The sequence below is a fragment of the Hyphomicrobium sp. MC1 genome, assembly GCF_000253295.1.
GTDB lineage: Bacteria > Pseudomonadota > Alphaproteobacteria > Rhizobiales > Hyphomicrobiaceae > Hyphomicrobium_B.
The window spans coordinates 2,485,027-2,511,273 of sequence record NC_015717.1; the positions used below are offsets into that span (position 1 = coordinate 2,485,027).

General features: G+C 57.7%; 26 protein-coding genes and 1 tRNA gene. 11 read left to right on the forward strand and 16 right to left on the reverse strand.

The window, feature by feature from the left end; genetic code table 11:
* The first annotated feature begins 181 nt into the window (after window positions 1-181).
* The 4 genes from HYPMC_RS12200 (at window position 182) to HYPMC_RS23250 (ending at window position 5,422) form a co-directional block, all read left to right on the forward strand.
* Complete coding sequence (locus HYPMC_RS12200) at window positions 182-2,710, forward strand: hypothetical protein (protein WP_157135435.1); 2,529 nt, start codon at window positions 182-184, stop codon at window positions 2,708-2,710.
* A gap of 282 nt (window positions 2,711-2,992) precedes the next feature.
* The gene (locus HYPMC_RS12205; protein ID WP_013948261.1) at window positions 2,993-3,736 is read left to right on the forward strand and encodes a lysozyme inhibitor LprI family protein; all 744 of its coding nucleotides are present in this window, start codon (window positions 2,993-2,995) and stop codon (window positions 3,734-3,736) included.
* A gap of 47 nt (window positions 3,737-3,783) precedes the next feature.
* Window positions 3,784-4,320, forward strand: a complete 537-nt coding sequence (locus tag HYPMC_RS12210) for a hypothetical protein (RefSeq protein ID WP_013948262.1) — start codon at window positions 3,784-3,786, stop codon at window positions 4,318-4,320.
* 268 nt (window positions 4,321-4,588) lie between these two features.
* The gene (locus HYPMC_RS23250) at window positions 4,589-5,422 is read left to right on the forward strand and encodes a hypothetical protein (protein WP_157135436.1); all 834 of its coding nucleotides are present in this window, start codon (window positions 4,589-4,591) and stop codon (window positions 5,420-5,422) included.
* Window positions 5,423-5,484: 62 nt separating this feature from the next.
* On the opposite strand, the gene HYPMC_RS24230 is transcribed toward HYPMC_RS23250, so the two are convergent.
* Window positions 5,485-6,036, reverse strand: coding sequence for a hypothetical protein (locus HYPMC_RS24230; protein ID WP_013948264.1), 552 nt, complete (start codon window positions 6,034-6,036; stop codon window positions 5,485-5,487).
* A gap of 177 nt (window positions 6,037-6,213) precedes the next feature.
* Here HYPMC_RS24230 and HYPMC_RS12225 point away from each other — a divergent pair, with 177 nt between their 5' ends.
* Both HYPMC_RS12225 and HYPMC_RS12230 read left to right on the forward strand, forming a co-directional pair.
* On the forward strand, window positions 6,214-7,854 hold the full coding sequence (locus HYPMC_RS12225) for an AAA family ATPase (RefSeq protein WP_244421043.1): 1,641 nt from the start codon (window positions 6,214-6,216) through the stop codon (window positions 7,852-7,854).
* A gap of 38 nt (window positions 7,855-7,892) precedes the next feature.
* Entirely contained in the window at window positions 7,893-8,471 is a 579-nt protein-coding gene (locus tag HYPMC_RS12230) for a GIY-YIG nuclease family protein (RefSeq protein WP_013948266.1), read from the forward strand.
* A 125-nt stretch (window positions 8,472-8,596) separates the two neighbouring features.
* On the opposite strand, the gene HYPMC_RS12235 is transcribed toward HYPMC_RS12230, so the two are convergent.
* Together HYPMC_RS12235 and HYPMC_RS12240 are read right to left on the reverse strand one after the other, a co-directional pair.
* Window positions 8,597-8,674, reverse strand: a tRNA-Pro gene (locus HYPMC_RS12235).
* A 175-nt stretch (window positions 8,675-8,849) separates the two neighbouring features.
* Complete coding sequence (locus HYPMC_RS12240) at window positions 8,850-9,896, reverse strand: hypothetical protein (protein ID WP_013948267.1); 1,047 nt, start codon at window positions 9,894-9,896, stop codon at window positions 8,850-8,852.
* Window positions 9,897-10,187: 291 nt separating this feature from the next.
* Between HYPMC_RS12240 and HYPMC_RS12245 the strand changes: the two genes are divergently transcribed.
* Entirely contained in the window at window positions 10,188-11,561 is a 1,374-nt protein-coding gene (locus HYPMC_RS12245; protein ID WP_013948268.1) for an APC family permease, read from the forward strand.
* Window positions 11,554-12,822, forward strand: coding sequence for a hypothetical protein (locus tag HYPMC_RS12250; protein WP_013948269.1), 1,269 nt, complete (start codon window positions 11,554-11,556; stop codon window positions 12,820-12,822). The genes HYPMC_RS12245 and HYPMC_RS12250 overlap by 8 nt, the downstream gene beginning before the upstream one ends.
* A gap of 50 nt (window positions 12,823-12,872) precedes the next feature.
* Here the strand turns inward: HYPMC_RS12250 and HYPMC_RS12255 are convergent, their stop codons facing one another.
* The 7 genes from HYPMC_RS12255 to HYPMC_RS12285 form a co-directional block, all read right to left on the reverse strand.
* Window positions 12,873-13,634 carry a 4'-phosphopantetheinyl transferase superfamily protein gene (locus HYPMC_RS12255; protein WP_244420884.1) on the reverse strand — a complete coding sequence of 254 codons (762 nt, stop codon included), beginning with the start codon at window positions 13,632-13,634 and terminating at the stop codon, window positions 12,873-12,875.
* Window positions 13,618-14,148 (reverse strand): MerR family transcriptional regulator, encoded by a 531-nt coding sequence (locus HYPMC_RS12260; RefSeq protein ID WP_013948271.1) that lies wholly within the window; start codon window positions 14,146-14,148, stop codon window positions 13,618-13,620. Before HYPMC_RS12260 ends, HYPMC_RS12255 begins: the two co-directional genes overlap by 17 nt.
* A 72-nt stretch (window positions 14,149-14,220) precedes the next feature.
* The gene (locus HYPMC_RS12265; RefSeq protein WP_013948272.1) at window positions 14,221-14,526 is read right to left on the reverse strand and encodes an integration host factor subunit alpha; all 306 of its coding nucleotides are present in this window, start codon (window positions 14,524-14,526) and stop codon (window positions 14,221-14,223) included.
* Window positions 14,527-14,684: 158 nt separating this feature from the next.
* Window positions 14,685-15,662, reverse strand: a complete 978-nt coding sequence (locus HYPMC_RS12270; RefSeq protein WP_013948273.1) for a beta-ketoacyl-ACP synthase III — start codon at window positions 15,660-15,662, stop codon at window positions 14,685-14,687.
* Window positions 15,663-15,664: 2 nt separating this feature from the next.
* Window positions 15,665-16,759: a phosphate acyltransferase PlsX gene (gene plsX, locus HYPMC_RS12275; RefSeq protein WP_013948274.1), complete on the reverse strand. Its 1,095-nt coding sequence runs from the start codon at window positions 16,757-16,759 to the stop codon at window positions 15,665-15,667.
* A gap of 259 nt (window positions 16,760-17,018) precedes the next feature.
* On the reverse strand, window positions 17,019-17,537 hold the full coding sequence (locus tag HYPMC_RS12280; protein WP_013948275.1) for a DUF177 domain-containing protein: 519 nt from the start codon (window positions 17,535-17,537) through the stop codon (window positions 17,019-17,021).
* Window positions 17,534-18,118, reverse strand: coding sequence for a ubiquinol-cytochrome C chaperone family protein (locus HYPMC_RS12285; protein ID WP_024276086.1), 585 nt, complete (start codon window positions 18,116-18,118; stop codon window positions 17,534-17,536). The genes HYPMC_RS12280 and HYPMC_RS12285 overlap by 4 nt, the downstream gene beginning before the upstream one ends.
* 162 nt (window positions 18,119-18,280) lie before the next feature.
* Between HYPMC_RS12285 and HYPMC_RS12290 the strand changes: the two genes are divergently transcribed.
* Together HYPMC_RS12290 and HYPMC_RS12295 are read left to right on the forward strand one after the other, a co-directional pair.
* Window positions 18,281-18,757 carry an outer membrane protein assembly factor BamE gene (locus HYPMC_RS12290; RefSeq protein ID WP_050976786.1) on the forward strand — a complete coding sequence of 159 codons (477 nt, stop codon included), beginning with the start codon at window positions 18,281-18,283 and terminating at the stop codon, window positions 18,755-18,757.
* Window positions 18,758-18,922: 165 nt separating this feature from the next.
* The gene (locus tag HYPMC_RS12295) at window positions 18,923-19,177 is read left to right on the forward strand and encodes a hypothetical protein (RefSeq protein WP_013948278.1); all 255 of its coding nucleotides are present in this window, start codon (window positions 18,923-18,925) and stop codon (window positions 19,175-19,177) included.
* 82 nt (window positions 19,178-19,259) lie between these two features.
* Here the strand turns inward: HYPMC_RS12295 and HYPMC_RS12300 are convergent, their stop codons facing one another.
* The gene (locus HYPMC_RS12300; RefSeq protein WP_013948279.1) at window positions 19,260-21,419 is read right to left on the reverse strand and encodes a sodium-translocating pyrophosphatase; all 2,160 of its coding nucleotides are present in this window, start codon (window positions 21,417-21,419) and stop codon (window positions 19,260-19,262) included.
* A gap of 280 nt (window positions 21,420-21,699) precedes the next feature.
* Window positions 21,700-22,182, reverse strand: coding sequence for a hypothetical protein (locus HYPMC_RS12305; RefSeq protein WP_013948280.1), 483 nt, complete (start codon window positions 22,180-22,182; stop codon window positions 21,700-21,702).
* Window positions 22,183-22,462: 280 nt separating this feature from the next.
* On the opposite strand from HYPMC_RS12305, the gene HYPMC_RS12310 reads away from it, so the two are divergent.
* A complete protein-coding gene (locus HYPMC_RS12310) occupies window positions 22,463-23,344 on the forward strand; it encodes a DUF937 domain-containing protein (RefSeq protein WP_013948281.1) in 882 nt (293 codons plus the stop codon).
* A gap of 77 nt (window positions 23,345-23,421) precedes the next feature.
* Here the strand turns inward: HYPMC_RS12310 and HYPMC_RS12315 are convergent, their stop codons facing one another.
* From HYPMC_RS12315 to HYPMC_RS12330, 4 genes are all read right to left on the reverse strand, one after another.
* A complete protein-coding gene (locus HYPMC_RS12315) occupies window positions 23,422-23,775 on the reverse strand; it encodes a hypothetical protein (RefSeq protein WP_013948282.1) in 354 nt (117 codons plus the stop codon).
* A gap of 208 nt (window positions 23,776-23,983) precedes the next feature.
* Window positions 23,984-24,331, reverse strand: a complete 348-nt coding sequence (locus HYPMC_RS12320) for a RidA family protein (RefSeq protein ID WP_013948283.1) — start codon at window positions 24,329-24,331, stop codon at window positions 23,984-23,986.
* Window positions 24,332-24,398: 67 nt separating this feature from the next.
* Window positions 24,399-24,986 (reverse strand): GDYXXLXY domain-containing protein, encoded by a 588-nt coding sequence (locus HYPMC_RS12325; protein ID WP_013948284.1) that lies wholly within the window; start codon window positions 24,984-24,986, stop codon window positions 24,399-24,401.
* Complete coding sequence (locus tag HYPMC_RS12330; RefSeq protein ID WP_013948285.1) at window positions 24,983-26,077, reverse strand: DUF2157 domain-containing protein; 1,095 nt, start codon at window positions 26,075-26,077, stop codon at window positions 24,983-24,985. Before HYPMC_RS12330 ends, HYPMC_RS12325 begins: the two co-directional genes overlap by 4 nt.
* Window positions 26,078-26,247 lie beyond the last annotated feature (170 nt).

Genomic DNA, 26,247 nt, shown 5'->3' on the forward strand with positions numbered 1-26,247 from the left:
AGATCTTTTAATTCCACTTGGCATCCCAAATATCTGCGTCACCAAAATTGGAGCGCGGCCAAGTAATTATAGTTCTTGGCTACTCCTCTGATCGGCACAATTAAGCACTTCGGAACCGCGTGTGGCGCGAGCGTCAACTCCGCGTCGCATCTCATATTTCATCGGAGAACAATATTTAGTGTTGGATTTTTTGCTCGAACAAGTATCACCCGACTTTTCAAATTTACACGGCACCGACTCGCTCGGCTTTGATGCCACCTATAACCCCCACCTGATCACGTATGTCTCTGCGCCCTGTAGCGGGGGCAAGACCCATGCCTTGGCCAATCTCATTAAAGATGCCTTCTCACGAGCACCCTTCGTTGAACCGCAGCGGTTTATGTACGTAGCGCCAACGGTTGACCTACTCGGAGAATTCTCAACTCTTTTGACCGGGCTAGGCATCACGGATCAAACCACGATCGCCTCATCGACTTGCACAAAGGACGTTTTCGAACGTGTCACAAAGCATCTGAGAAGTTCGGACCTTTATCAGGCCACTCACATCACGCTCATCACGCATGCAACCTTTTTGAGACTGCCAGCAGGGCTACGCCATCCTGAACGGTGGCGCATCTTCATCGACGAGGTTCCGCAAATCGATCACTTTCAGAACGCGCGTTTACCCGAGACCAGAAACACCTTAGCAGGCTGCCTTGAGGCTAGCCCCTTCACAGAAGCACTCGTCCGTGTCGACAAGAAGCAAGGCAAGAGCATCAAAAAGCTACTCGAAGATACCGGCGTCAAGGGTATCGCCGATATGCTGCGCAAGATCGAAAGCCCTAACTACACTGTCTACACCGATGCCGTTTCCTTCGACCGGGTGTTGAAGCCAACACGGGCCAATTTTGATCCGGAGTTCTCGCTACCGCTGCTGGCGGTCATAAATCCTGACATCTTCGACGGCTGCTGTTTCCTCTCAGCGAACTTCGAGGAGTCAATGCTGTACGACCTTCTCATGCGCAATAAGAAAATCGTCGTGCCAAATGAGGAACTAACGGCCATGCTGCGCTATCAGCAATACCCTAAGGTCGTTGGCCAACGCGCGCACATCAGATACCTGCTTGATGGCAAGCGGTACAGTAAATCGCTTCGAGACAAGTTCACCTCAGATGCAAAGCGGGTCAAGCCAGCAATCGACGATACAATACTGAACCATCTTGGGAGGGAGAAATTCCTGCTGGTCGCCAACAAAGACGACAAAGGAAGCCTGACCAAGGCCACTAATGCCGAACGATTGAGCGGAAGCCCGCAAGGTCTCAACTGCTACCAGAACTACACGCGCATCGTGTTCTTGTCCGCTTTGAACCGCGATGCAAAGCACTTATCATTGCTGCGTGAGGTAGGATTTTCCGGGGATACCATTCAAAAGGCAACCCTTGTCGAAGCTGTTCATCAGGCAGTTATGAGAACAGCACTGCGTGATCCATCCTCAAAAGCAGCCGTCGAAATTATTGTTCCCGACAAATGGACGGCCCAAGAGCTTGGAAATATTTTGGGCTGCGCGAATATTTCCAGGCTTGGAAACATCGTCCTCAATGGGGTCCTGCCCTATACCCAAAAAGACAAAGATCGGCGCCATGATTTCCAGAAGCTATTTAAGTCGTTGCTGGTGATAGGACGCAATACGAACATTTCGAGCGGCGACGACGATGAGAAGCTTGATTCGGCGATTTCGCTACCTTTTCTCTTAAAGGATATGAAGAAAGGTAGTTATTTTGCTGCGAATGGATCATTAGCGGCAACGAACAGATTGAATTCTGGAATTTCGTTCACTCTACACGATACCGTTACGGCTACTGGCGCCAGCGAGCACGCAGCAAACCTTTTACCTGCCCAGGATTTCGTCAGATTCCTTAGAGTGGCTTCAAGAACGCCTATTTCCCGCAAAGACGAGCTTCCCTTACTCATTCCATCTATCTTCAAAGAGAACCCCAAAGGCGGCTTTAGGGCAAACGACAACTTCGCCTTTTCCTCGTGCCTCGTTCTCGACTTCGATGGCGGGGCACTGTCACCAGAAATCTTTGAAAACATCTTCTGGCACAGCGCGGGATCGAGTGGGAAACGCTCGTTTATAATCTGCAATACGTTCTCACGCACGGCATCGGAGCCCAATCGCTTCCGCGTCATCATGCCATTCAAGAAGCCTGTAACCGATGCCAAGGTCTTTGAGGCCATTTTCGACGCCGTCGCCCTACGCCTTGAGCAAGCGGGCTACCCAAAGGCAGAATCAAAACTCGACGAAAATAGCCGCAAGGTCACGCAGTCCTACTACCTACCCTGCACGAATAGACAGCACAAAGACCAAGCGTTCATTCGCGCGTATGGAACGCAGACGCGAGAGTTTGATAGGTATGCGATCGATCCAGAAGCGTACGAGGTTACGCTTCCGCGAACTGAGCCTCTCCCTTGCACCCAGACCCCACATCCGAAAAGGGGCAAGGATGACAGCCCTGAGGCCCGAAAGCATATCGAGTCAGCCAAGAACAAGCTGAGATCCATGACCAGCGGCAGACACCAACTGTTCTTTGATCTGGGCGTGCTTTTGGCGAGGAAATGTTACTACTCGCTCCACGAGGTTGAGAGAGAGCTGTTAGAAGTCGCAGGCAGCGATCCAAAGATGAAGAAGAAGGCGCGGGACATTATGAAATCGCTCAAAAGTCGCCAGTGAGCAATGGCTGGGGACACAAAAGTAGTGCCCTTGTCTAGCGCTCATCGAGGGGTGCGCCCTTCGAAGAATAACGATCGTCTTCGCCTAAGTCCTCTATGCCTCCGCCACGTTACCCCGCTGCGATCACACAACGCCGTTTACCAAATTAGATTGAATCGCCCCTTAGCCAGTGGGCACACTCTGCTTCCTGAGATAATCAGCATAGAGATAAGGACGTTGAGCCAAACGCAGAAACACTTCGCCCTCGACAAGAGATTTTTGTCCTGAATAGGGACTTAAGGAATGATCGCGAAATTCTTGACGTTCGGTGTTTCAGTCGTAGCCCTGCACCTTGTCGGGGGCGCCGCTATGGGAGCGAGCTTTGATTGTCGCCCTTACATGAAAGTCAGGGCTTGCCCCGAAGCGGTTATCTGCGAAACATCAGTCCTCTCCCAGCAGGATGATCTGCTTGCGCGCAACTATGACTTCCGAATGCGGAATTCATCAACCAGAGCAGCAGTCGGCCTACGCGATGAACAAAGGCTCTGGATTCAACAACGAAAAAACTGTGGATGCGATGCCTCGTGCATCTCCGACCTGTATACGAAGCGGTTGAAAGAATTGGTCGACCCCGTCGACACCTCCGCGTCGAACGACGCATCGAACACTGCCCCGTACGTATCTCACTGGACCTGCACTAGCGAGGGGGCCGACCCCAGACGCTATGCCCTCAAAATTGTAGAAGAGTCATATACTGATCAAGCGGGCAATACGGCTCTGCGCCAGGGAAGTATTGAGTTGATGGCAAAGAATCAACCGAGCGACACTGATCAATTCCCTATCGAACGCGGTGCAATTGAAACTTTTCGTATCACAAGCATCGCAGACATAGACGTTTGCGCCAAATATGGCTGGACTGCTGAGGATGGGAATTACAGCGCCGTATTCTGCGGCGCCACACAAGGGATTGGTAGTATCGAGGTGATACCTAAAGGCGCAACGCAGCCAATCCTAAATGCTCAATGCGACTCAGCAGACGTGAATTAAATGTGCCCTTCATATTCTGAATCGCAAACTGCGACAGGACCATCCTTATGCGTGGGATCAATCATTTATCTGCCTCAGCACTCGTCCTCCTTGCCATAATGACGACGACTGCGCACGGCGAAACGTCTGCATCGGGGTTTGAGCAATTTCCCGCAAGCTCGACCTACAAGGGCAAACCAAAGATGCCCGATTTTGACGGCAGAGATCGAGATTATCGCGAATACCGCACACGCTTACGAGAAGGGCTCGCAGAACAACCGAGATCGAACTTCGCTGGAAGCTACAATCTAGTCGACATTACCGTGACCGGCGGAATTCAAATCGCGATAGTTGAGAGCGCCACTGGACGGGTCAAATGGTTCGACGTGCTGCCGGGAGCGTGGCCCGATCATGATTATGCGTTTAGGAAAGATAGTCGGTTGCTGCTTAGCCAATGGGCCAACGGCGAAAAATGCTACATCGACTTTTACGAGTGGAATGGCACACAGTTGCATCAACTCGGTAACAGCGTGGAGGCGCCAATAGATTCCGAAGGGTCCTGCAAGGATAAACTAGCCAACTCAGCCCATGGGCAGCCTCGCTAAGTCAGGGACGCACTAGCGCAGAAGCAACTTCGTTAGGTGCGGGCATTTCGAGGCAACCACTTTGCTAGTCGGTCACTGGGTGAACAATTGGTGGAACATGTTTTTGAGTAGGTTTTTGGATTGTTCGCGGCCAATTAAATGCCTCGCCACGATCCCTTGGCTTGCTGTTTTGACTTCCGCAACCTTCGCAGAACCATACGACGCATCGTGGCACCAGGAGTCCTCCTGGAGCGGTGAACACCCCTTCGGCTTCACCGTAAAGTCAAACGTGACGTTGAGTATTCGATCGGAACTCGATCGAGAATCCCCCAAAAATATCGCCTGTTTACTTGAGAAAGGCGCAACTTATCACGAGTGGAACAAATCCCGTGTTCAGTCTGACAAGCTGAAGTTCGTGTCCTTCACGAAAATCGCGACATACGAGATAGAGAAGGCCTTCACAGCTCAAGCGCAATTGGAGGCGGACAAGAGTACCGTCAGCATCCACTTCACAGAAGGTGATAGATGGTCCTACTTGTTCTATGGAGCAGAAGGTGAATTCCTATTCCGATTTGGCAACATCAATTACTTGGGCGATCAAGACCTTATCTCAAATTCCAAAAATATCGGTGCCCAAGAGGGCTACGACGAGTGGCTGGGACTGCGATGCGCCAACGGCGTCTCAGGTTGGATACTCACAAGCGATATTAAAGAACTGCCAGAGTTCGGATCTCCCAATATCAAGGAGTATGGCACGGCCACAGATTTACCCAAGGCGTTGCCCACCACCTATTGGAACCACAACGGCTCAGTCGTCTATCTCGAAGCAGAAGGGAAAAGACGCGAATTTTATTACCTAAAGCCGCGGGAAGGTATGCTGGAGGCAGGCGCATCTCCAAACAGTTTGCTGTTCGAGGGCGAGGCAATCGGGGATCGTTACGTTGGCCAGGCCTTTATATTCAGAAAGGGCTGCGGCCAATTTGGCTATCACGTCGAAGGTCCAATCATCAATGACGGCCGAGGGGTGCTCTTAGCCGGGAAAGCACCGCGGGTTAATGCGAACTGTCAGGTGATTGGCACTATCGGCGATCGACTTCTTTTTGAGCTTCAATCCAAGTACTAGGGAGGCCCATGCGTAGAGTTCACACGAGCGGCGCCCATGTCTTAAGCGATTTGGATTATTGCTCATTTCTGCACCTTGACCGTTACGGCCTTCCCAAATTCACCCCCGACATCCAAATCAATGAGCCATTGACCTTTATCATTGGTATTACCGGCTGTCATTCGCATGACTGGTGATTCAACCGTGATCACGTCATCGACATATAGCGGCTCTTCAATGCCGCTTCCCACGTGGATTCGATTGCCTTCATTCGTTACGCAAGTAACGCCGCGAGGAGGATCAACTTGAATGATCTTACAGCTAATCGGACCCGAGATCGGGAAATTGTAATGATCGAAGTCGAAAGCGATATTTTGCCGATCATCGGCGCACTGGCGCGTCATACGATTCTGGCATTGTTTCTGCCATTTCCCGAGATTAGCGAGATTGGTTTGACCATCTGCGATTAGCTCTTGGGGAGTTCGCACATGCGTCATCATTGGCGGCAATGGTGCTCCGGCGAAACAATTGCAATATTCAGCCGGAACTTTATCTTCTGCCTTGCCACGTGTGGCCCAAATGGGCGCCACAATGAAAAGGGCGAGTAGTGCAAATCCGAGTTGACGATCTAACATATCGCATTTCCCAAGAGTCGACGATGTTGCCTTCAAGATTGATTAGCAAGGCATAGTCGATTTGATTCCTATGGCGAGCCTGACACACCTTAAGCGGTGACGGGGGCTTTACCCCAAGTTTCCAAAAAGTACGGGAGCAACACCAACAGGCTTCGGCGATACCATCGTTTGAATCAAGTGCCGATAAAAAGGGGGCCGGTTTTGCTAATCAAACGTGTTGAAATCAAAGATGGATACAAGCGTTTCCATCATCTAACTATCGACCTAGGGCAGTCGCCAAAGCGCATAATCGCGCTCGTTGGCCCAAATGGCTGTGGCAAGAGCAGCGTGCTCGATGCATTGCTTTACAGGTACACCAACCAACAGCGGATGATTGGGAGGCAAGGAAGGCCCACAGAGTATCACTCGATGACTGGTGGAGCTTACGCAGCCGCCTCTTCAATCGTGGTGGATTTTGACAAAGGCACGTTCAATGATGTCGTTGGACAAAAACACGCTTTAAGCCCAGAAAAGCACAACACGCTGTTTTCATTCAGAAGCTGCTATCGCTATAATTCTCAGGTCAAGATTAGCGAAACCAGGGCTGTGCCGGCGATCGGGGCGAACGAGTATGGCGCATCGGTAACAGCTGACCTTGATCAGAAGATGGAGGATAATTACCGACGCCTTCTCGGAGCATTTAACAAGTACCTTAGAGAGAGCAATTCGACGTTCCAGGACGCAGCCGCTCACATCATTGGCGAAATCAATAACTCGCTCAACCGGTGTCTCGACCTTGAAATTGATCACCTAGGCATCGTCGAAAACAATCAGGGGACGTTATATTTTAAAAAAGCGGACCACCCTTCACCTATTGAATTCAACTATCTCTCTGCTGGAGAGAAGGAAGCAGTCGATATCATTGTTGATCTTTACCTTCGCAAGCCAGACTACGACGACACGATATTTCTTATCGACGAGCCTGAGTTGCACATCAACACCGCGATCCAGCGCAAGCTCTTAAAAGAAATTGACTCCCTCATCGGACCCAATTGTCAGATCTGGCTCGCCACTCACAGCATTGGCTTCCTTCGCGCATTGCAGGAAGATCTGCGCGATAAGAGCCAGATAATCTATTTCCCTCCCAACAAGCGATACGCCGCAGAGCGCATAGACCTTGTTCCCCTGAAACCCTCTCCCGCAGTGTGGCAGACCATTTTTTCCACCGCTCTTGACGATCTCACAGAGCTACTAAGCCCTCAGCGCCTCATCTATTGCGAAGGCCGCGATGTACCTGGCTCAGGCGGAAGAGAGCTTGGACTGGATGCGAGAGTATACAATTTAGTTTTTGGCGAGTTGCAGGATCAGACTCTGTTCGTATCCAGCGGCGGCAACACTGAATTAGATCAGCGTCGGTCCATTGCGCTGCGTGTCCTTTCAAAGGCATTGCCCAAGCTTGAAATCTGGGTCCTAAAGGACCGCGACATCGGTTCCGGAAAATCTATTTCCGAGGCAGAACGCCAAGACGCTCTTTCAAAGGGCGACGCGTCGCTTCGCATTCTTCTCAGATGGGAAATCGAGAACTACCTATTCGATAAGGAGTTGTTGATCGCCTATTGCACCAAACATGGCAGGTCGTTCGATGAGACTGCATACGACGCGCTGATTCCGAACATCGCAGACGACGACGTTAAGATGCATGCGAACGCCATAAAGGTGCTGTGTGGCGTGGACATCAATTACGGAACTGATGCATTCAAACTCGATCTTGCTGCCCTAATCACGCCAGCCACGAGCGTTTACAAGGCACTCGAAAGCTGCATTTTTGAGAGAGCTTAGACCGAAATGAGAACCCTGGGTCTAGATGGGTGATATGGATGGGGGACTACTACGTCTACGCGCTCAAGGATCCTGCTCTTCGCCCAGCGCGCGCTTTTTACATTGGCAAGGGGACCGGCACCCGAGCATACGACCACCTCGTACGGCCTGACGCAACGCCGAAGGGTCTGAGAATACGTTCGATCCTCGACAAGGGATTGAATGTTCTGGTGACCATACTGGCTGAAGACCTGAGCGAGTTGCAGGCTGTGCGACTCGAGGCCGAGCTAATCGCAGCATTCGGTACCGAAGCAACTGGTGGGCTCCTAACCAACGCTGTAGTGCCTTCAGGAATACATACTCGGGTAAGAGAGACTCTAAACGTGCCAACGGGCGTCAGAGAAAAGGCGCAGATCGGCGTAGCTCTTCTAAAAGAAGCTATCCTTGAACTCGCGAAGGCTAATCAGGCTGGCGTCACGAATTCAGACGCCTCGAAAGCTCTGGGGCTTCAGAGTGACTATGGCGGCGGCTCCAAGGACTACCTTGCCTGGAGCGTCCTGGGCCTTCTGATGAGGGAAGGAAAGCTGAAACGTGACGACAGCGTCTCAAAGGGCAAACATGTCGCAACAGTCGTGTGAAATGAGATCGTCCGAGGTCGAGGTGCGCCCTTCGCTTTTCGGACCAAGCGCACGTCTTGCGCTACCTATGCGCTACCTAAAAACGCGAAACGTCGACAGACGATCTCGCAACTCTTTGAAAAGAATGGTCGGAGCGAGAGGATTTGAACCTCCGACCCCCAGTCCCCCAGACTGGTGCGCTAACCAGGCTGCGCTACGCTCCGATTTGGAAAATCTTGACGGCCGCCGCAACTCAAAATTGCATGGGAAGACCGTCCCGGTCTGCCGGTTGGGTACCCGGAACACATCCGCACGTCAAGGACGGATGCGGTGTCCTCCCCCGCCGCGTCGGTCGGCCGCTCATTGTTTTGCGACGCTCCTGCGGAAAGGCGGCATGCTTTAACGTCGATACTCGGGGAGGCGCTGCAGCAGGTCGATGATGGGGTAATCGACCCAGGCGTGGGTCACGAGATCGCGGTGACGGCCCCCGCCGCCGGGAACTACGGCGACGCCGCCGGACGCGAGCCGCGTGTTGATCTGACCGCTGACATCAACGTCGTGCGCAGCCAGGATGTCTTCAAGCTGGGCATTCTGATTGCGCGTCGAACTGAGATAAACGCTGACGAAAAACGCCGACGGGTCGGCTTCGATCCAATGTGCGAACTTGTCGAGGTCGCCGTACAGCGAGTCCAGCAGCACCACGCCGCGCACGCGTTTTTTCAAACCGCCCTTCTCGATGGCCGACGCGGCCGCGACGTAGCCGCCGCTATAGGCAACGACGATGATCGGCATGCTGGCAAATGTGCGCAGTGATCGGCGGTCGCCGAACATGCGCGCCAGATGCTGACCCGCTTCGCCGATAAAGCGGCCGAAAGCGCCGGGTTGCCAGAATTTCCCCGCGCTCGAATCGCGCGCATCGACGGCAAGTTGCGGCGCGACCAGAACGACGTTGGCGTTCGATGCTGTAATCTGCGCCGGGACCTTCTGGCGTGCGAGGACGTCGCGCTGCAGCGTCGCGCCGTGGCCGTGAAAGAAAACCAGCATCAGCGCCGGGCGGCGGATATCGAAGCCTTTCGGAATGTGCAGCAGCACCCGGTTGTCGTCGTACGTTTGATCTTCCCAGTACAGTCGCCCTGAATTGGTGCGATGGCCCAAGCGGCCGTTCTCGTTGACGTTGAGAAACGGCACGTTCGTGCCGGGCAGCATGCCGTGGTAGGGGAACGGGGCGGTATCGAAATGGACGAGAGCGGTCTTGTCGACTTTCGTTGGCCGGCTGCGCGACTGAACCAGCGTCTTCGACGGAACGATGGGGCGCGGCTTTCCTTGGCTGGCGTCGGCCGAAGCGAGGCCAAGCGTCCAGGCGGCGCCTGCACCGAGCGTGCGTGCGAGGAATTGCCTGCGTCCGTTATTCATTGCCGCCGGCGCGATGCCATAGCGCCCCCGCATTCGATACGGCCATCATTCGAATCGCATTTACCCTCTGACAGAATAGTGGGCGGAGCGCGCCGCAAAAACGAATGTGTCGCTCTAAAGTCCAAAATTGTTCAATTCGTGAGGCAAAAGCCGACCAATGCGGCAACCATGATTTGGCAATTGCCATAATCGTGCTCGAAAAACGTTCTGCACTCGCCTCTTAGATGTATTTTGGCAACTCGGATTTAACATGTTTTTGCGGCAGTTGTTGGAACGTTAGCGAGTCAATACTGTCCGCAAGCTGGCCTTGGTTAAGCCTCAATCATGACAACTGCCGCATCCATCAGTGCACCGTCTTCCGTAACATCCGGACTTGATGTCCGCACGGTTTCGACGGTCACCGCCACCGCGCTCGCCGTCGCCGATATGATCGGCATCGGTGTCTTTACCAGTCTCGGATTTCAGGTCGCGACCATTCCGTCAGCCTTTTCGGTGCTGATGCTCTGGGTCGTCGGCGGAATTGCTGCGCTCTGCGGTGCGCTGGCTTATGCCGAATTGGCGGCCGCATTTCCGCGTTCGGGTGGGGAATACAATTTCCTATCGCGCATTTATCATCCCGCCGTCGGGTTTCTGGCGGGCTGGATTTCGGCGACGCTCGGTTTTTCGGCGCCTATCGCGCTCGCCGCGATGGCTTTCGGCGTGTATTTCGAGGGGATCATTCCCAGTGCACCCCCGCTCCTTCTGGGGCTTGCTGTCGTTTGGGCGGTGACGCTCATCCATTTGAGCGGCATCAAGCATTCGAGCAAATTCCAAAATATCTCGACGATCATCAAAGGGACGCTGATCATCGCGTTGATCGTCGCAGGACTTGCCTATGGCGTGCCGCAGCCGATCTCGTTTGCGCCCTCAGCGGCGGACTTCAATTACATCGCCAGCGCGCCATTCGCCGTTAGCCTTGTATTCGTGATGTACGCCTACTCGGGCTGGAATGCCGCGACCTATATCGCAGGCGAAATTCGCGAGCCTGCCGTCAGCCTGCCACGCTCGATCATTGCCGCGACCGTCATCGTCATCAGCTGCTACGTCGCGCTTAATGCCGTCTTTCTGTACACCACGCCGATCTCAGCGATGGCGGGCCAGATCGACGTTGCGATGATCGCGGGCAAGCACATCTTCGGTCAGCTCGGCGGAATGATCGTCGGCGCGCTCATTTGTATCGGGCTCATTTCCTCGATCAGCGCCATGGTCTGGATCGGGCCACGCGTCACGATGGCGATGGGCAAGGATCACGCGCTATTCCGCGCCTTGGCTCTCACCAGCAAGAACGGCGTTCCGACGTATGCAATCCTGCTACAGCTCGCGATCGTCAGCGTGCTTTTGATGACGCAGAGTTTCGAAGCTGTGCTTGATACGATTCAATTCAGCCTGACGCTCTGCTCGTTCCTCGCCGTGATTGGCGTCATCATCCTGCGCTGGAAAGAACCCAATCTACCGCGGCCATATAAGACGTGGGGTTACCCTCTCACGCCGTTTATCTTTCTCGGCGTAACTGCCTTCATGATGTATCACCTCATCGTAGAGCGTCCTCTGCAGTCTCTGGCTGGTCTCGTCATTATGATGACGGGTTTAGCCGTGTATGCTTATGCGCAGCGGCGCCCGATGCTCGGTCAGGATCTCGATAGGACCCAACATGGCTAGAATGCGCGTGACCGCAGCGATCGCCTTCGCGGCGCTCGCGGTTTCGATTTTGTCGATTCCCGCACGTGCCGAACCTCGCGCAAGCCTGGACGACACCGCCAAGTTCATCGCGGGCATGCAGCCGTCCGACGGTTCGCCGCTCAAGACCTACACGAACGATGGCTTTTGGAAGCAGTACGCGGCGGGCTTCAACCAAGCTTGGGACGGTCTGGAAAAACGTCAACTGAGCAAAATCCGGATGCTCGTGTCGCGCGATTTCAAAAATCCGCAGCCGACGCTGTTCTATTTCTTCAGCGGCGCCGACTATCTCTACGCAGACGCTTTCTTTCCGTCGGCCAAGACTTACGTGATGGCAGGGTTGGAGCCGCCGGGACAAATTCCGGACCTGCGGAAATATTCGCGTGGCGAGATGGCTGGCGCGCTTCGTGAGCTTCGTGCGTCGCTTTCTTCATTGCTGAGCTACAGCTTCTTCCGCACGCGCTCCATGCGGATCGACTTTGGCAGCGCCAAGCTCAACGGCACGACGCCCGTGCTGATGACGTTCCTCGCCCGCTCCGGCAAAACGATCTACGACGCCGAGCTGTTTGATTTGGCGAGCGATGGGACGTTGCACTCCGTTGATGAGAAGATTGCGAAACCTACGGGCCGCGGCGTCAAGATCACCTTCGGAGATGCCAGCGTCGGCGCCAAGCGCACGCTCTACTATTTCAGCACCGATCTTTCGGATGGCGGCTTGAAGTCGAGCGGCTTCCTGACGTTCTGCGACACGCTCGGCAAGGGTGACAGCTTCGTCAAGAGCGCGTCCTATCTCATGCACGAGGACAACTTCTCCACCGTACGCACATACTTGCTGGAGCATAGCGTGTCGCTGCTGGAAGACGATTCCGGCATTCCAATCCGTTATTTCGCCAAGGGCTGGCAGCTTCACCCCTATGGGCGGTACGCGGGGCCGATCAGCCTCTTCGCCGGAAAGTATCAGGCGCGTCTGAATGAGGTTTTCGCGAAGGACAAGACAACTCCGATCGACTTCAGCCTTGGGTATCGTTGGCGGCCGGCGGAGTCGAATGTCCTGCTCGCCGTCAAGGACGAGACTGCGGTTGCGTTCAATGAGACGACACCGCCGGTCGTCAAGACTAGCGCGTCGGGGAATTCGAAGTGGAAGGCGGAAACGGCGGCCGACAGGCCTGCGAAGCGCCGCTATCGGTACCGGAAGCAGAAGTCGGTCGACAACTCCTTCTTTCCGATGCTCTTCGGGCCGTAAACGCGGCTGCATCCATAAGCCCAGCGAGCTGAAACCGCGGCTGATCTCGTTTAGCCGCGCAGGAACGCGTCGAGCGTCGTATGCGGGAACATTTCGACGGCGAGCGTTTCGGGAAGGCATTCGGCAGCAACGACGCCGACATGCTCCGCATCAATCGTGAGATCTCGAACCGCCACGCGCCGCGCGGTGTCCGTTTCCTTCACCTCTTCGCCGCCGACGACTCCTTCCTGCGTCAGCAAACGGCCGATGCCGATGCCCAACGCCTTAGCTGCAGCTTCGAGCCGGACCCATGCAGCAATAACATCCGCATCGTTGTTATCCGCTGAAAGCGACGGCTGAGCTGCGAGACGTCCGGCGGCCGCGACGATGCGGTGACGGCGATCGGGCGACATCTTTAGCGGCCGGGCGCGTCTTTCCAGATCGACTCCGAGGGGCAGGCTTGTCGACACCGCGATAAGCGCGGCGCTGCCGGTGTGAGAGATGCTGAAGTGCGCCACTCTTCCAGGTAGAACCGGTCGGCCGCCCGGCTCGATTTCAAACGGAATTTGCCGCAGCCCAGGGCCGACGATGCGCTCGAGCGCGATACGCGTTGCGATGCGCGATGCACGCCAAAGACGACGTGCCTCGATATTCTTCATCGCTTCCGCGCGCTCGACATCGGCGGCCGACAACCGGGGCGTCCGTTCCTCCTCGACTTCGAGGCCAGCAGCCGCGCTGTCGAGATCGACGAAGAATATCCGGATATCGGGGGGTGCTTCGCGCATCCCGGAGATCGGAGCGAGGTTGGCAGGAGATTTAGGTTCGCCCTGCACGCGATTTCTTCACATCGTCGGGTGCGGCGACCGGATTGATAGGCTGGCCGCGAAGAATAGCGCAGGCGATTTCAAGCTCGCGGATTGCGCTTTGGATCTGGCTTTTCGTAATGGCAGCAAAATCAACCGGCGCTTTCGCCGGCGGCTCGATCGCCACGACGGACGGCGCAGGCTTCGCGATCGGCTTGCGGCCGCGCTTGCGACCTGTCGCAGCGGTCGTAGGTGCTGGCTGAGGTGCCGCGACTCGATGGGCTGCGGCCTTTACCTGATCGACGCCATGCTCGCGCAGAATTTTCTGCACGCCACGAATTGTATAGCCTTCCGCATGGAGTAGCGCACGGATGCCGCGCAGCAGCTCCATATCCTCCGGCCGGTAATAACGACGACCGCCGCCACGCTTCATCGGGCGAATCTGGGGAAAGCGTCCTTCCCAGAAGCGCAGCACGTGCTTTGGTATCTGGAGCTCGTCGGCCACTTCTCCGATCGTGCGAAATGCTTCCGCCGACTTGTTCATGGCTCGCCCCCTCGCGTTCCCAACAACCCCTTGCAATTGAACGCTTAGTTTCGCGCACTTGCAACAGCGGTGTTAGCGACTCGCGTGGCCTTTGTTGATCCTATCCTTCATAATGTTGGACGGACGGAACACGAGCACACGGCGCGGCGTAATCGGTACTTCCTCGCCCGTCTTGGGATTGCGGCCGACACGCTCGCCTTTCTGACGAATGCCGAACGAGCCGAACGACGACAGTTTTACTGCGTCGCCACCCGCCAAGCTGCCGGAAATTTCCTCGAGCACCCGCTCGACGAGATCCTGGCTCTCGTTGCGCGGCAAACCGACTTTTTCCACGACGGCTTCCGCGAGATCAGCCCGCGTCAATGTCTTGCCCACCATCCCAATTCCTCCCAGCCGAACATCACTTTGAAAATGATCTCGAAACATCATTTCGGCCGGGGATGGTAGCGGCGGTTCGCCGCGGGGTCAACTGGGTACGCTGCAACAAGCGTCTGATAAAGAACGATATTCTACGCTGCAGCGCACCAAAACGGGCCCTACCAGCGGGCCAGGACGGCGCCCCAGGTAAATCCTCCGCCCATCGCTTCCATTAGGATCAGGCTGCCTTCCTTGATGCGATGAGCCTCGAAAGCGTCGTTCAGAGCGAGCGGAATGGAGGCTGCCGATGTATTGCCGTGCTTATCGAGCGTCATGACGATTTTTTCGGGCGCGACGTTCAGCTTTTTGGCGATGCCATCCAGGATGCGCTTGTTCGCCTGATGCGGGATGAAGAGATCAATTTCATCGGGCGTATAGCCGGTTTGAACGAGCGTCTCCTCGATGACGCCCGAGATCTTCTGAACGGCGTGGCGGAAAACCTCGCGGCCGTTCATGCGTAGATGACCGACGGTCTTGGTCGAGCCGGGGCCGCCATCGACATACAGCAGTTCTTCGAAACGGCCATCGGAGCGAATGAGCGTCGAGATGATGCCGCGGTCGTCGCGCATGCCACGCTGCGGCTGCGCTTCGAGCACGACCGCACCGGCGCCATCGCCGAATAGAACGCAGGTGGAGCGATCGGACCAATCGAGGATACGCGAGAACGTCTCGGCGCCGATGACGAGAGCGCGCTTGGATTGTCCGGCTTTCAGGAAATTGTCGGCGATGGTAAGCGCGTAGACAAAGCCGGAGCAGACGGCCTGCACATCGAATGCGGCGCCCTTGGTGACGCCGAGCATCGTCTGGATTTTCACCGCCGTGGCGGGGAACGTGCGGTCGGGAGTCGACGTCGCGCAGACGATGAGATCAATTTCGACAGGGTCGATCCCTGCACGGATCAACGCCTGCTTCGCAGCAGCCGCCCCGAGTTCGGATGTCAGCTCTTTTTCGTCGGCGATGTGACGTTCGACAATTCCAGAGCGCTCGCGGATCCACGCGTCGCTTGTATCGACGATTTTCGCGAGATCATCATTCGTCACTACGCGCTTAGGAAGGTGTGCGCCGACGCCGCGAATGACAGAGCGGAGAATTGCCAAATCTATGCCTTTCCGAGCAAACTTCCGGTCGTGTCGCGGGGCGCAGGAGCCGCGCTGCTGACAACCGCAGCCGAAAGCCTATGGTGAAAACCGTCAATGTCGGCCGTGAGGCGCGCGATCAGGCCGGAATCGGCCATCTCGTACGCAAGATCGACGGCGCTCGCAAATCCAAAGGCATCGGTGCCGCCGTGGCTCTTCACCGCAATACCGTTCAAGCCCAGGAACGTGCCGCCATTGACGCGGCGAGGGTCCATTTTTTCTTTCAGGACGCGGAAGCCGCCTTGCGCCAAGAAGGCGCCGATCTTGCTGACGATAGAACTCATCATCGCAGATCGGATATAGGTGCTGATCTGCTTGGCAGTTCCCTCAGCCGTCTTCAGCGCAATATTGCCGGCGAAGCCCTCGACAACGACAACGTCAACGGCGCCCTGCCCGATCTGATCGCCTTCGACGAAGCCCTTGTATTCGAGCGGCAGAACATCGACCGACTTCAAAAGCGCGTTCGCGGACTTGACGTCCTCGTTGCCCTTCATCTCTTCGGTGCCGACGTTCAGCAGGCCGACAGACGGCCGCTCGATGTGAAAGACGGCGCGCGCCATCGCGGCGCCCATCAAGGAAAAGTCCGCGAGCTGACTGGCCGTCGCGCCGATGTTGGCGCCGACGTCGAGCACGATGCATTCGGATTTCACTGTGGGCCACAGGGCCGCGATCGCCGGACGCTCGATGCCTGCGATTGGGCGCAGCACCAGCTTCGCAATCGCCATCAGCGCGCCGGTGTTGCCCGCCGACACGGCAGCGTCTGCCTCACCGGCTTTCACGGCTTCGAGCGGCAGCCACATGCTGGAGCCCTTGCCGCGCCTCAGCGCCTGACTCGGCTTTTCATCCATCGAGATGACGAGATCGGTGTGGACGACACGGCTCTTTGCGCGCAACGCCGGATGCTGCGCAAGCGCTGCGTCGATGCGCGGCTGCTGGCCATAAAGGATAAAGCTCAATGCGGGCTGGCGCTCAAGTGAGAGCGCGGCGCCAGGGACCACGACCTCAGGACCGTGATCACCGCCCATGGCATCGAGTGCGATCGTCTTTGGGCTTGCCATTCTTTGTCGATTGCCGCGAACGCCGCGTTCGGCGCACCTGCACCAGACTCAGCTTTACGGCCCTATCAGTCCCCGAAATTCGGCGAGACCATATCCTTTTGGAGCCCGCCCACAAGGCGAAATCGCACCTCGTGACAGAACCACTCACATCTGAGTACTTTACCTTGACTTTTCATTCGCATATAGCGCCATGAGGCCGTTTTACGGCTTCGTAAGCTTGGCCTGACCGGGTGCGGACCGGGGCTACCAAACGCGCGGTTCAGCGCTTATCCTTAAGCTTCGATAAGGCGGCGAACGGGTTGCTGGGGCTTTCCTGACCCGATTTCGGATCTTCCCATGAGAATTCCGCGCCTTCGCGCCGCGGATAGGGATCGAGGGATGCCGACAGCGTTTCGAAGACGATGCGCCCGACGGGAATCAACCCATGCTCCAGCAATTCGACATCGCTGCCGCTTAGAACGCTGGAATCCTCGTCACTTTCCTCGGACTTGAGGTCGGGCCAGAACTCGACGTCAAACGCCGCTTCGACCTTGCCGGCGACGGGTTCGAGCGAGACGACACACGCCTGTTCTACGCGCGCAGAGAGTGTCCCCGAAAGGCGGTACGCGCCGCCTGCAATCGAGACGATGCGATAACGCGACGACAGGCTCGCAACACCGAGGATGTCGAGGCCCTTCGCAACGTCCTGCAATTCATCAGCCGTCGCCTCTCGCGTGCGGTTCAAACCACCCGCTGGAATTTCGGTGGTTTTTTCGGTCCAATCCAAAGTGTCCGTCACGTCTCAGTCTTTCCGATCATTGAGTGCTGGCCGATCATTGAAGCGCTCGCGTCCAAGAGTTGCGCAGCTGCACCGCTTTGCACCCAGACGTCAAACGGCACCACGGCTAGCGCCGATGACGCAGCGCGAACATAGTTTGCCAGCGCGCGCTCTGCATCCTGCCGTTTTGCGGCGCCGGGCAATGCATAATGCTCAAGGTTGGCGGCCAAGCGGCCATCTTCCACGTCGGCGACGCCGCTCTGGTAAATCGTGGCGCGTTCATAAAATGCCGCGGCGGCGCGCTTAACCTTCTTTGGCACCGCAAGATCGCCGATACCCATTTCGCGCATGCAATCGTCCATGTCTTCGACGAAAATTTCGATCATGCGCTGGCTGAGGCCCGCGGCATCGGGCACGGTGCCGCGCAATCCCTCCAGGGCGAGATAAAGGTGCAGTGCGACCAGTTCGAACCGACCTTCAGGTGTGTCCGGAACGCCAATCGCACCATAAAAGTCCGGCTGTCTCGCAGCGGTCACGACGCTGCCATAAAGCTCTTTTGCTCTGCGCCCGGTTTCCGTCCGCTTGTTCAGCCATCGCAACATGTTGGGGGCAACTGTTAATAAGCTAGAGGGTTGCGGCGTGACCCAGTGAATTCTGGGGAACATGCCGTGCGGCCACGGGGGCGCGCAGTTGCTGCCTTTCGGCACTCAATCTAAACACGCGTGGCCGAAAGGGCGAGGTGATTCCCGCTAATGAAAGTACAAATGCAACAGAACGGGACCAGGCGCCAGTATCGAGCAGGAGCGCTTCTGCTGAGCCTGCTGGCTTCAGCAGCTGTTCTTTCAGGCTGCGGCGCGCCGACGATCACCAAGCACGGCATTGAATTTCGGCCGACAGATCTGCAGGCCATCCAGTCCGGCATGAGCAAGGACCAAGTGCGGAGCGCGCTCGGAACGCCAAGCACAACGGCGGTCCTGGGTGATGGCAGCGCGTTCTATTATATTTCCAGTACCGACTCTGAAAAGTCGTTCTTCTTGCCGACGGAAGAGAACCGGCAGGTAGTTGCAGTCTATTTCAACCAGGGCGCGACCGTCGACCACATCGCGAACTATGGTTTGAAAGATGGCAAGGTCTTCGACTTCATCAGCCGGACGACACCGGCGCCGGGCGGCAAGGACGAAGGCATTCTGAAAGGACTCTTCCGCAATCTCGGCAAGCAACAGCTCTTCGGCGGCGGCTGACGTTTACTTCGCTCCGTGCCGGGGGCTCGTTTCGCGCGGCAGCACCTGCTATATCGCGATGGGTGCCGCCGGGTCGCGCTTGAAAAAACGTGAGCCGGCAGCAAATGAAACGGATGGCCGGCGCGCAGGCCAAACGTCGGCCAACGCAACAAATCCAGGTATTCCATGACCGAAAAAATCCAAGCGGGCTTCATGGCCTTTCTCGTGGACGGCAAAGACGGTATCGGCGCGATCCGCGAAGTGACACCGACCTCACTCGTGCTTTATGTCGAGAACGCCGGTGAATTCGTCGTGCCGCTATCGGCGGTGAAAGACGTGCACTCGCAAAAGGTGCTCTTGAAGCCTGAGCTTCTCGACAAGCGCATTTTGGCCGCGATCGGTCATGTCCACGACAGCGAAGATCCCAAGCTCGTCGGATAAACATCTGTACAGTGTGCTGAACGCAAAAAGGCCCCGCGAACGACCGCGGGGCCTTTTCTGTCTGTAGGTCCGTCTGTGATCGTCACGCCATGTGTGCGAGCACGGCAAGCAGCAGCAGCGCAACGATGTTCGTGATCTTGATCGCCGGGTTCACAGCGGGACCGGCCGTGTCCTTGTAAGGATCGCCGACGGTGTCGCCGGTAACGGACGCCTTATGGGCCTCCGAACCCTTCATATGCTTGACGCCGTCCTTATCGACAAAGCCGTCTTCGAAGCTCTTCTTGGCGTTGTCCCATGCGCCGCCGCCCGATGTCATCGAGATTGCGACGAAGATGCCCGTGACGATCACACCGAGCAGCATCGCGCCGACCGCGGAGAAGGCAGCACCCTTGCCTGCGATGGCATTGACGACGAAGAACAGCACGATCGGCGACAGCACCGGCAGCAACGACGGCACGATCATTTCCTTGATCGCGGCACGCGTCAGCAGATCGACCGCTCGCGCATAGTCGGGCTTCGACGTACCTTTCATGATGCCTGGATCGGCCTTGAACTGGCGGCGCACCTCTTCGACGATCGATCCCGCTGCGCGGCCGACGGCCGTCATGGCGAGACCGCCGAACAGATACGGAATGAGGCCGCCGAGAAGCAGACCGGCAACGACGTAGGGATTTTCAAGGCCGAAGTTGACTTCGACGCCCTTGAAGAACTGATAGCCCGTGGCGCCTGCCTTGTTCGCTTCATCAATGAAGTGATGCAGATCGTAGTTATAGGCCGCGAAGAGCACGAGGGCGCCGAGACCAGCCGAACCGATGGCATAACCCTTGGTGACGGCTTTTGTGGTGTTGCCGACCGCGTCGAGCGCATCGGTCGAGCGACGGACTTCCTTCGGCAATCCGGCCATTTCAGCGATGCCGCCCGCGTTGTCCGTCACCGGGCCGAAGGCGTCGAGCGCGACGATCATGCCCGCGAGACCGAGCATCGTCGTCGTGGCGATGGCGGTGCCGAACAGGCCGCCGAGCTGGTAGGTAGCAATGATCGCGGCGACGATCGCAAGCGTAGGCAGGGCGCAGGCTTCAAGCGAAACCGCCAGCCCCTGGATGACGTTCGTGCCGTGGCCCGTCACCGACGCCTGGCTGATCGAGCGCACCGGGCGATAGCCGATGCCGGTATAATATTCGGTAATCCAGACGATCAGGCCTGTCAGCACCAGTCCGACGATACCGCACAGGAACAAGTTGCCGCCGGTGATGGTCTGGCCAGCTGCGGTGCCGACTTCTCCGAAACCGCCGAGAACGTATTGTGTGGCAACGTAAAGACCGAGGATCGACAGCACCGCGGAAGCGATGACGCCGCGATAGAGTGCGCCCATGATCGAGCCGTTGCTGCCGAGCTTTACGAAATACGTACCGACGATCGACGTGACGATGCAGGCGGCGCAGATCGCGAGCGGATACGTGATGAGCGCCGCAAGGTTCGGCTGGCCTGCGAAGAAGATCGCGGCGAGCACCATCGTTGCGACGACCGTCACGGCGTAGGTTTCGAACAGGTCGGCCGCCATACCGGCGCAGTCGCCGACGTTGTCGCCGACGTTATCGGCGATCGTTGCAGGGTTGCGCGGATCGTCTTCGGGAATGCCGGCTTCGACCTTGCCGACAAGATCGCCGCCGACGTCAGCGCCCTTCGTGAAGATACCGCCGCCGAGACGCGCGAAGATCGAGATGAGAGACGCACCGAAGCCGAGCGACACCAGCGCATCGACAACCTCACGGCTGCCCGCTTCCTTGCCGAGGCCGACTGTCAGCACCGTGTAGTAGACGGCGACGCCGAGCAGCGCCAAGCCCGCAACCAAAAGGCCGGTGATGGCACCGGCCTTGAAAGCGATGTCGAGGCCCTTGCCCAGCGAGATCGTCGCCGCCTGGGCTGTGCGGACATTGGCGCGAACGGAAACGTTCATGCCGATGAATCCGGCGGCGCCGGAAAGAACTGCACCAATCAGAAAGCCTACGGCCTGGAGAGGTCCGAGCAGCAGCCACGCGAGAATGAAGATGACGACGCCGACGATCGCGATCGTGCGATATTGCCGGCTGAGATAGGCCTGCGCGCCTTCACGAACGGCGGCTGCGATCTCCTGCATACGGGCGGTGCCCTGGTCGGCACTTAACACCGCATTCGCAGTGATGACAGCGTAGAGGATCGACAACGCCCCGCAGGCGATGATCGCCCAAAGTATGTTGGTCATGAGTGGTCCCTTTTGGCACGCTTCCTATGAGGCCCGTTTTGATCGGGCCCCTATCGCCGGTGCTTCCAGGTGCTGCCGAAACAGCTTTTCCGCCCCGACTCTTTATTCTGTGATTGTTGCAGTATCGGTTTTGGTCGGCGGACCATGCCAAAAGTGTCGCAGGGTTGCAACTCGTGCGAGGCGTACTCCCGTCCCAAAAAGAAGCGGCCCGGACGGGAGACCCGCGCGAGCCGCATTCGAACGTTCGCCTGTTCAGGCGCTAGCAGCAGACGCTAACGAATCAGCGGCGCCAATGACCACGGTGGCCCCAGCCGCCGCGCCATCCGCGATGGCCCCAGCGCCCGCCGCGCCAGTAGCCTCGATGACCCCAGTAGTAGCCGCCACGCCAATGGCGATAGCGCCAGCCGGGCCCATACCAGCGGCGATAGCCATAATACGGGCCGCCGTAATAGCCGCCGTAATAATAGCTCGGGTAGTAGCCACCGTAATAATAGGGCCAGCCGTATCCGTAGTAGCCGGGTCCCCACCAGCGACGACGCCAGCCCCAGCCGCCGCGCCAACCCCAGCCTCGGCGCCAGCCGCGATGCCACCCCCAGCCACGATGGCCCCAACCGCCACGACGCCAGCCCGTCTTGGTGACAACGCTTGAGGCCTTGTCGACATGCATGGCCGTCAAGCCGGCTGCAGCGTTGGCAGAAGCCGGAAGTGTTCCCGCAAAAAAGAGTCCGGCGAGAACGGATAAACTCATGACAAGTTTTCGCATTGGTCTCTCCATAAGGGACAGTCGCCCTCGGACGGCTATGGGATCGACCCAGGGCCGGCGAACTTCAAACGCTCGTGAGTTCGCGCACGTTTCACGAACCTCACAGACACATCGCAATTGTCTAGACCTGAGGAGGATTAAGTTCCGTTTGTTGTGAACAGCCGATGAATGTCTGATCGCATTTTCGTTGTGCGTCGCACGGTCTTTCTGCGCCTGCTGTCAGCCAGCGCGAGCCGTGATAGTTAAGCTCGATATTCGCTTTAGCGACCGGAGGCGGGGCGTGACGATCGAAAACAGTCTGCGAAGTGCCGAGGGACAGCAGCTCATCTCAAATGTTGCCTCAGCTTTCGGTATCGACAAACAAAAGGCGGCCGAGGCTGTACAGCTGCTTACCGATGAGCTCAGCGCTCGGATCCAGCGCGCCATGCTGTCCCGCGGGGGGGTAGCCGATGTCGTCTCGCTGGTGACGGCTCCAGCAGCGCAGCGGGCGCTTACGCGTCCTGATGCGCTTGCCACCTCGGGCGTCGCAGCGGACGGCGATGACATCCTCGACGTGCTTATCGGCAGCAAACATGTGAGCCGGGGCATCGCCCAGCGCACGGCGCGGATGACTGGGCTCGATCCGATAACGGTCCAGAAGTTGCTGCCAGTGGTCGCCAATTTGATGGTCGGCGAATTGCAGCGGCAATCGGGTCCGGCGATCGCCAAGGTCGCGGGAAGTCTTCCGGGACTTGGCGGTGCCGGCGGCAGCCCCTTGCCGCTACCCGGAGATATTTTCCCGCCTAGGGGGGCGAGTTCCAATTCCTCGTCTGACGATCTGCCAAGCGGACCGACATCCGGCGCGTCACGCGGGCCGATCGATGCCGGCAATCCGCTGCCGGTACCTGGCGACACGATACCCGGCGTCGGACGTCGCAATCGCTACCCCCAACCGGGTAAGGACGATAATCCGTATAGCCGATTGCCCGATATCGTCCGGCGCGGGGGCGAGCGCGTGCCGGGCCCGGACGGCGGCTCGCTGGAGACCGTCATCCGGTCGATCCTGGGCAATCTGCTCGGCTCAAACAGCGGCGTCGTCGGGACGATGATCAAGCTGTTTCTTGTTCGCTGGATCGTCTCGCTGGTCCGCCGGTTTTTGGCGGGCGCACCCAGTCGGCGCTAACGCAGGGAGCGACCCCATACATGCAAAGGGCCGCCCTGAAGGCCGGCCCTTTGATAGATTCGCGAAATGCAGAAGTGTTAGCGGCCCTTGCGGCACGGGCGAGCGTTGACATCGCAGCCCCAGCTCGACCCTTCACCTGAGCATTGTACGGTCTTGCTCGATGCCAACCCCCAATGCGCCCAGTCGGAACCGTATTCGAAATCGGTGAAATCGGCCCACGACTTGATCGCGGAAGCGATTGCCGCCTTTTTCGTGGCCCTGCCCGAGCTTGAACCGTAGTGGTAGTGATCAACGAAGCATGTCTTGTTGCCACGTTCGCGCTGCTGCGCGTGAATTGCGGCTAATCCCGTCTCATCCGCGAGCGCAGGAACTGCGCAGGCCACAACTGCAGCGGCGGCGAGCGCCGACTTCACCCATCCGAACCGATTCATCTGTTCCCGTCTCCGAAGACTAATGGAGGGCTAGTTCCCCCATTCCGGCTATTTCGCAGATTCAACAGCCGTTCAGAAAGCTTTGTCGAAGGGAGAGAAAAGAAATTGGAGGAGAGAGGCAATCCGGGCACAGCTTTCTTGTCCTAACTCGCCAACGCGTTTCGCAATTTGGACAAGCTCTAATTCTGCGCCCGAGTTTGGGTGTCTTTTACTTCACGGCGACGACCGAGATTTCAACGAGCATGCGCGGGTCGATGACCTTGGCCTCGACGCAAGCGCGCGCCGGAGCGCCTTCGCCGCCGAGCCATGCGCTCCAGGCCTTGTTCATGCCGTCGCGGCTACGGATGTCGCTGAGCCAGACAGTCGCCTGCACGATCTTTGCCTTGCCGGTACTGGCAAGCGCCAGCAGGCGGTCAATTTCGGCCAGAACTTCGGCGGTTTGGCCTTCGACGTCCTTGGACAGGTCGGTCGGGATGACGCCAGCGGTAAAGACAAAGCCGTTGGCCTCCGTGACCTTCGAATAGACGGGGGAGGTTTCGTAGCGGGTAACGGTCACTTGAGGTCTCCTGTATGCGGATGGATTGCCGGCGCCTCATAGCAGGCGCCCGCTCCGGCCAGAAGCCTCAAAGCAGCGGTGGGTCTTCGTGCCGCTCGCCGTCGATGACGAGACCTTTGAGCGCCGCTGTGCCGTCGGTGCCGACTGAGACGATTGCCTCGATTTTGTGGTCTCGGACCTTCTTTTCCAGATCGATGCCCGTACCTTCGGGCACGAAGTACTGCTCGATCCCGTAACGGACGCTGGCGTTGGTCTCGGCGGGGTTTTGCGTCGTCCAGGCCGATTGCACCGTGCCCTTGAGCACCACGTCTCCCGCCGTCACTTTCGAGGGATAGACGCTGCCGACGTGGGTTACGAGCCATCCGCCCTCCGGCTTTGGCGACAGCGTCACGAAGGCGTCGCCACCCGTAACGAAGCCCGCAAACTCGGGATCGCTTTCGGTGCTTGACGTCTTGATCCGGCTGATTTCGTAGCCGAGCGTCACGTAATCGCCGCGGAAGATATCGCGGGGGTCGAGCGGCTGAACCGCCAAGGTCACCTCGCGGCCCGACTTCAAAAGCCGGTCGCGCTCGTAGATCATGTTAAAGAGCGCCGCCGATTGAAGAAGCGCGACGCCGCCGAGCAGCGGCCACATCCATTTGCCGGTGGCGATCATGCGGGCAGGCCTCCAGTCGTGCTTCTGCGGGCCAAGCGGAGTGCTGCATACGCAAGCGCCGCGACGATCAGGGCCGCAATCAAGAAGAAGAGCGAGGTGCCGAGGATTGAGCCCACTGTCTGGCCGTAGAGCGCCAGAATTTCAATTGAGAACGCGATGTATCCGAGCCAAAGCGCACCGCGATTGCCCGTCGATAGCGCATGCGAAATGGCGGCGATCAGCAGCACGAGCGTGATGATCGCGAGCACGATAAGCCGCCCGACCGATGGACTTTCAAAAAATTGCAGTGCGAACAGCCCGGCGAAGGTGATGGCAATCGCATAGACAAATAAGGGCGCTACGATGTGTCCGAGATCGGGCCTGCTTTTTTCGAGGCCGACGAAACCTAGCGCTGCCAGCACGCCGACGATGGCGACGAGATCGTGCGAATGCCCGTGTCCCATCAGGTAGCCGAGCGACACGATGAAGACCGTCAGCGTCAGAGCAGACAGATGCAGCCCCGGCCACCAGCGCTGCCAAACGAACGCCATCGTCACCAAGCCCCAGCCGATCAAAAATGGCCAGTGCACGTCGCCGCTTGCCGCGACATGCATCGACGACCAGACACAGACGAGGATCATCGTCAGGGCCAGCGCCGGATTGGAGCGCAGCGCGACGCCCGATACGAGCGTTCCGATCCACCACAGCAGAAGGCCGTCCAACGGGTCGCCGGCGATGTGGTACATCTGGCTGACAAGCATGATGCTGGCGCCAAACATACCCGCGGAAAACAGAACGGCCGCGTCTGCCAGGTAGGGTTGTCCGCGCCTGCTGAACCAACCGGCGAGGCCATAGCCCGCCCAGATCGACGACAGCAGCAGCGCGAGGCGCGCCAGGCGCGGAACGTCCTCCCAGTGAGCCGCCACGAACGACAGCGCCGCAAAGCCGAACAGGACGCTCGCCAGAATTCCAAGCGCCGACGCCAGATTGAAGGCGTGCGCACCGTTCTCGACATCCGCAGCGATCGCCGCGCGCCCTTCGGTGCTCAGCCAGCCGTTCGACTGCCAACGATCAAGATCGCGGAGAAGGCGTCTTTTGTAAGGGGACCACATTTCGTCTCTTCACCGGAGCGACATACGTTTTAGCTATGAGATTGAAGAGCACGCCGACAATCCGTTGACCAGAGTGCGGCAGTCTCGTGGTTGCCGGTCGTTGCGTGACGCTCGCTGCAATTATCCGCAATTTCGCTCTTATTTTCAAATTTGTCACAGGATGGGGAGTT

Coding starts and splice junctions, on each gene's coding strand:
- HYPMC_RS12295 (WP_013948278.1), top strand. CDS start 18,923: ATGACCGAAAAAATCCAAGCGGGCTTCATGGCCTTTCTCGTGGACGGC.
- HYPMC_RS12285 (WP_024276086.1), bottom strand. CDS start 18,118: ATGTTGCGATGGCTGAACAAGCGGACGGAAACCGGGCGCAGAGCAAAA.
- HYPMC_RS12205 (WP_013948261.1), top strand. CDS start 2,993: ATGATCGCGAAATTCTTGACGTTCGGTGTTTCAGTCGTAGCCCTGCAC.
- HYPMC_RS12250 (WP_013948269.1), top strand. CDS start 11,554: ATGGCTAGAATGCGCGTGACCGCAGCGATCGCCTTCGCGGCGCTCGCG.
- HYPMC_RS12245 (WP_013948268.1), top strand. CDS start 10,188: ATGACAACTGCCGCATCCATCAGTGCACCGTCTTCCGTAACATCCGGA.
- HYPMC_RS12305 (WP_013948280.1), bottom strand. CDS start 22,182: ATGCGAAAACTTGTCATGAGTTTATCCGTTCTCGCCGGACTCTTTTTT.
- plsX (WP_013948274.1), bottom strand. CDS start 16,759: ATGGCAAGCCCAAAGACGATCGCACTCGATGCCATGGGCGGTGATCAC.
- HYPMC_RS12210 (WP_013948262.1), top strand. CDS start 3,784: ATGCGTGGGATCAATCATTTATCTGCCTCAGCACTCGTCCTCCTTGCC.
- HYPMC_RS12330 (WP_013948285.1), bottom strand. CDS start 26,077: ATGTGGTCCCCTTACAAAAGACGCCTTCTCCGCGATCTTGATCGTTGG.
- HYPMC_RS24230 (WP_013948264.1), bottom strand. CDS start 6,036: ATGTTAGATCGTCAACTCGGATTTGCACTACTCGCCCTTTTCATTGTG.
- HYPMC_RS12230 (WP_013948266.1), top strand. CDS start 7,893: ATGGGGGACTACTACGTCTACGCGCTCAAGGATCCTGCTCTTCGCCCA.
- HYPMC_RS12240 (WP_013948267.1), bottom strand. CDS start 9,896: ATGCGGGGGCGCTATGGCATCGCGCCGGCGGCAATGAATAACGGACGC.
- HYPMC_RS12290 (WP_050976786.1), top strand. CDS start 18,281: ATGCAACAGAACGGGACCAGGCGCCAGTATCGAGCAGGAGCGCTTCTG.
- HYPMC_RS12265 (WP_013948272.1), bottom strand. CDS start 14,526: ATGGTGGGCAAGACATTGACGCGGGCTGATCTCGCGGAAGCCGTCGTG.
- HYPMC_RS12325 (WP_013948284.1), bottom strand. CDS start 24,986: ATGATCGCCACCGGCAAATGGATGTGGCCGCTGCTCGGCGGCGTCGCG.
- HYPMC_RS12300 (WP_013948279.1), bottom strand. CDS start 21,419: ATGACCAACATACTTTGGGCGATCATCGCCTGCGGGGCGTTGTCGATC.
- HYPMC_RS12260 (WP_013948271.1), bottom strand. CDS start 14,148: ATGAACAAGTCGGCGGAAGCATTTCGCACGATCGGAGAAGTGGCCGAC.
- HYPMC_RS12315 (WP_013948282.1), bottom strand. CDS start 23,775: ATGAATCGGTTCGGATGGGTGAAGTCGGCGCTCGCCGCCGCTGCAGTT.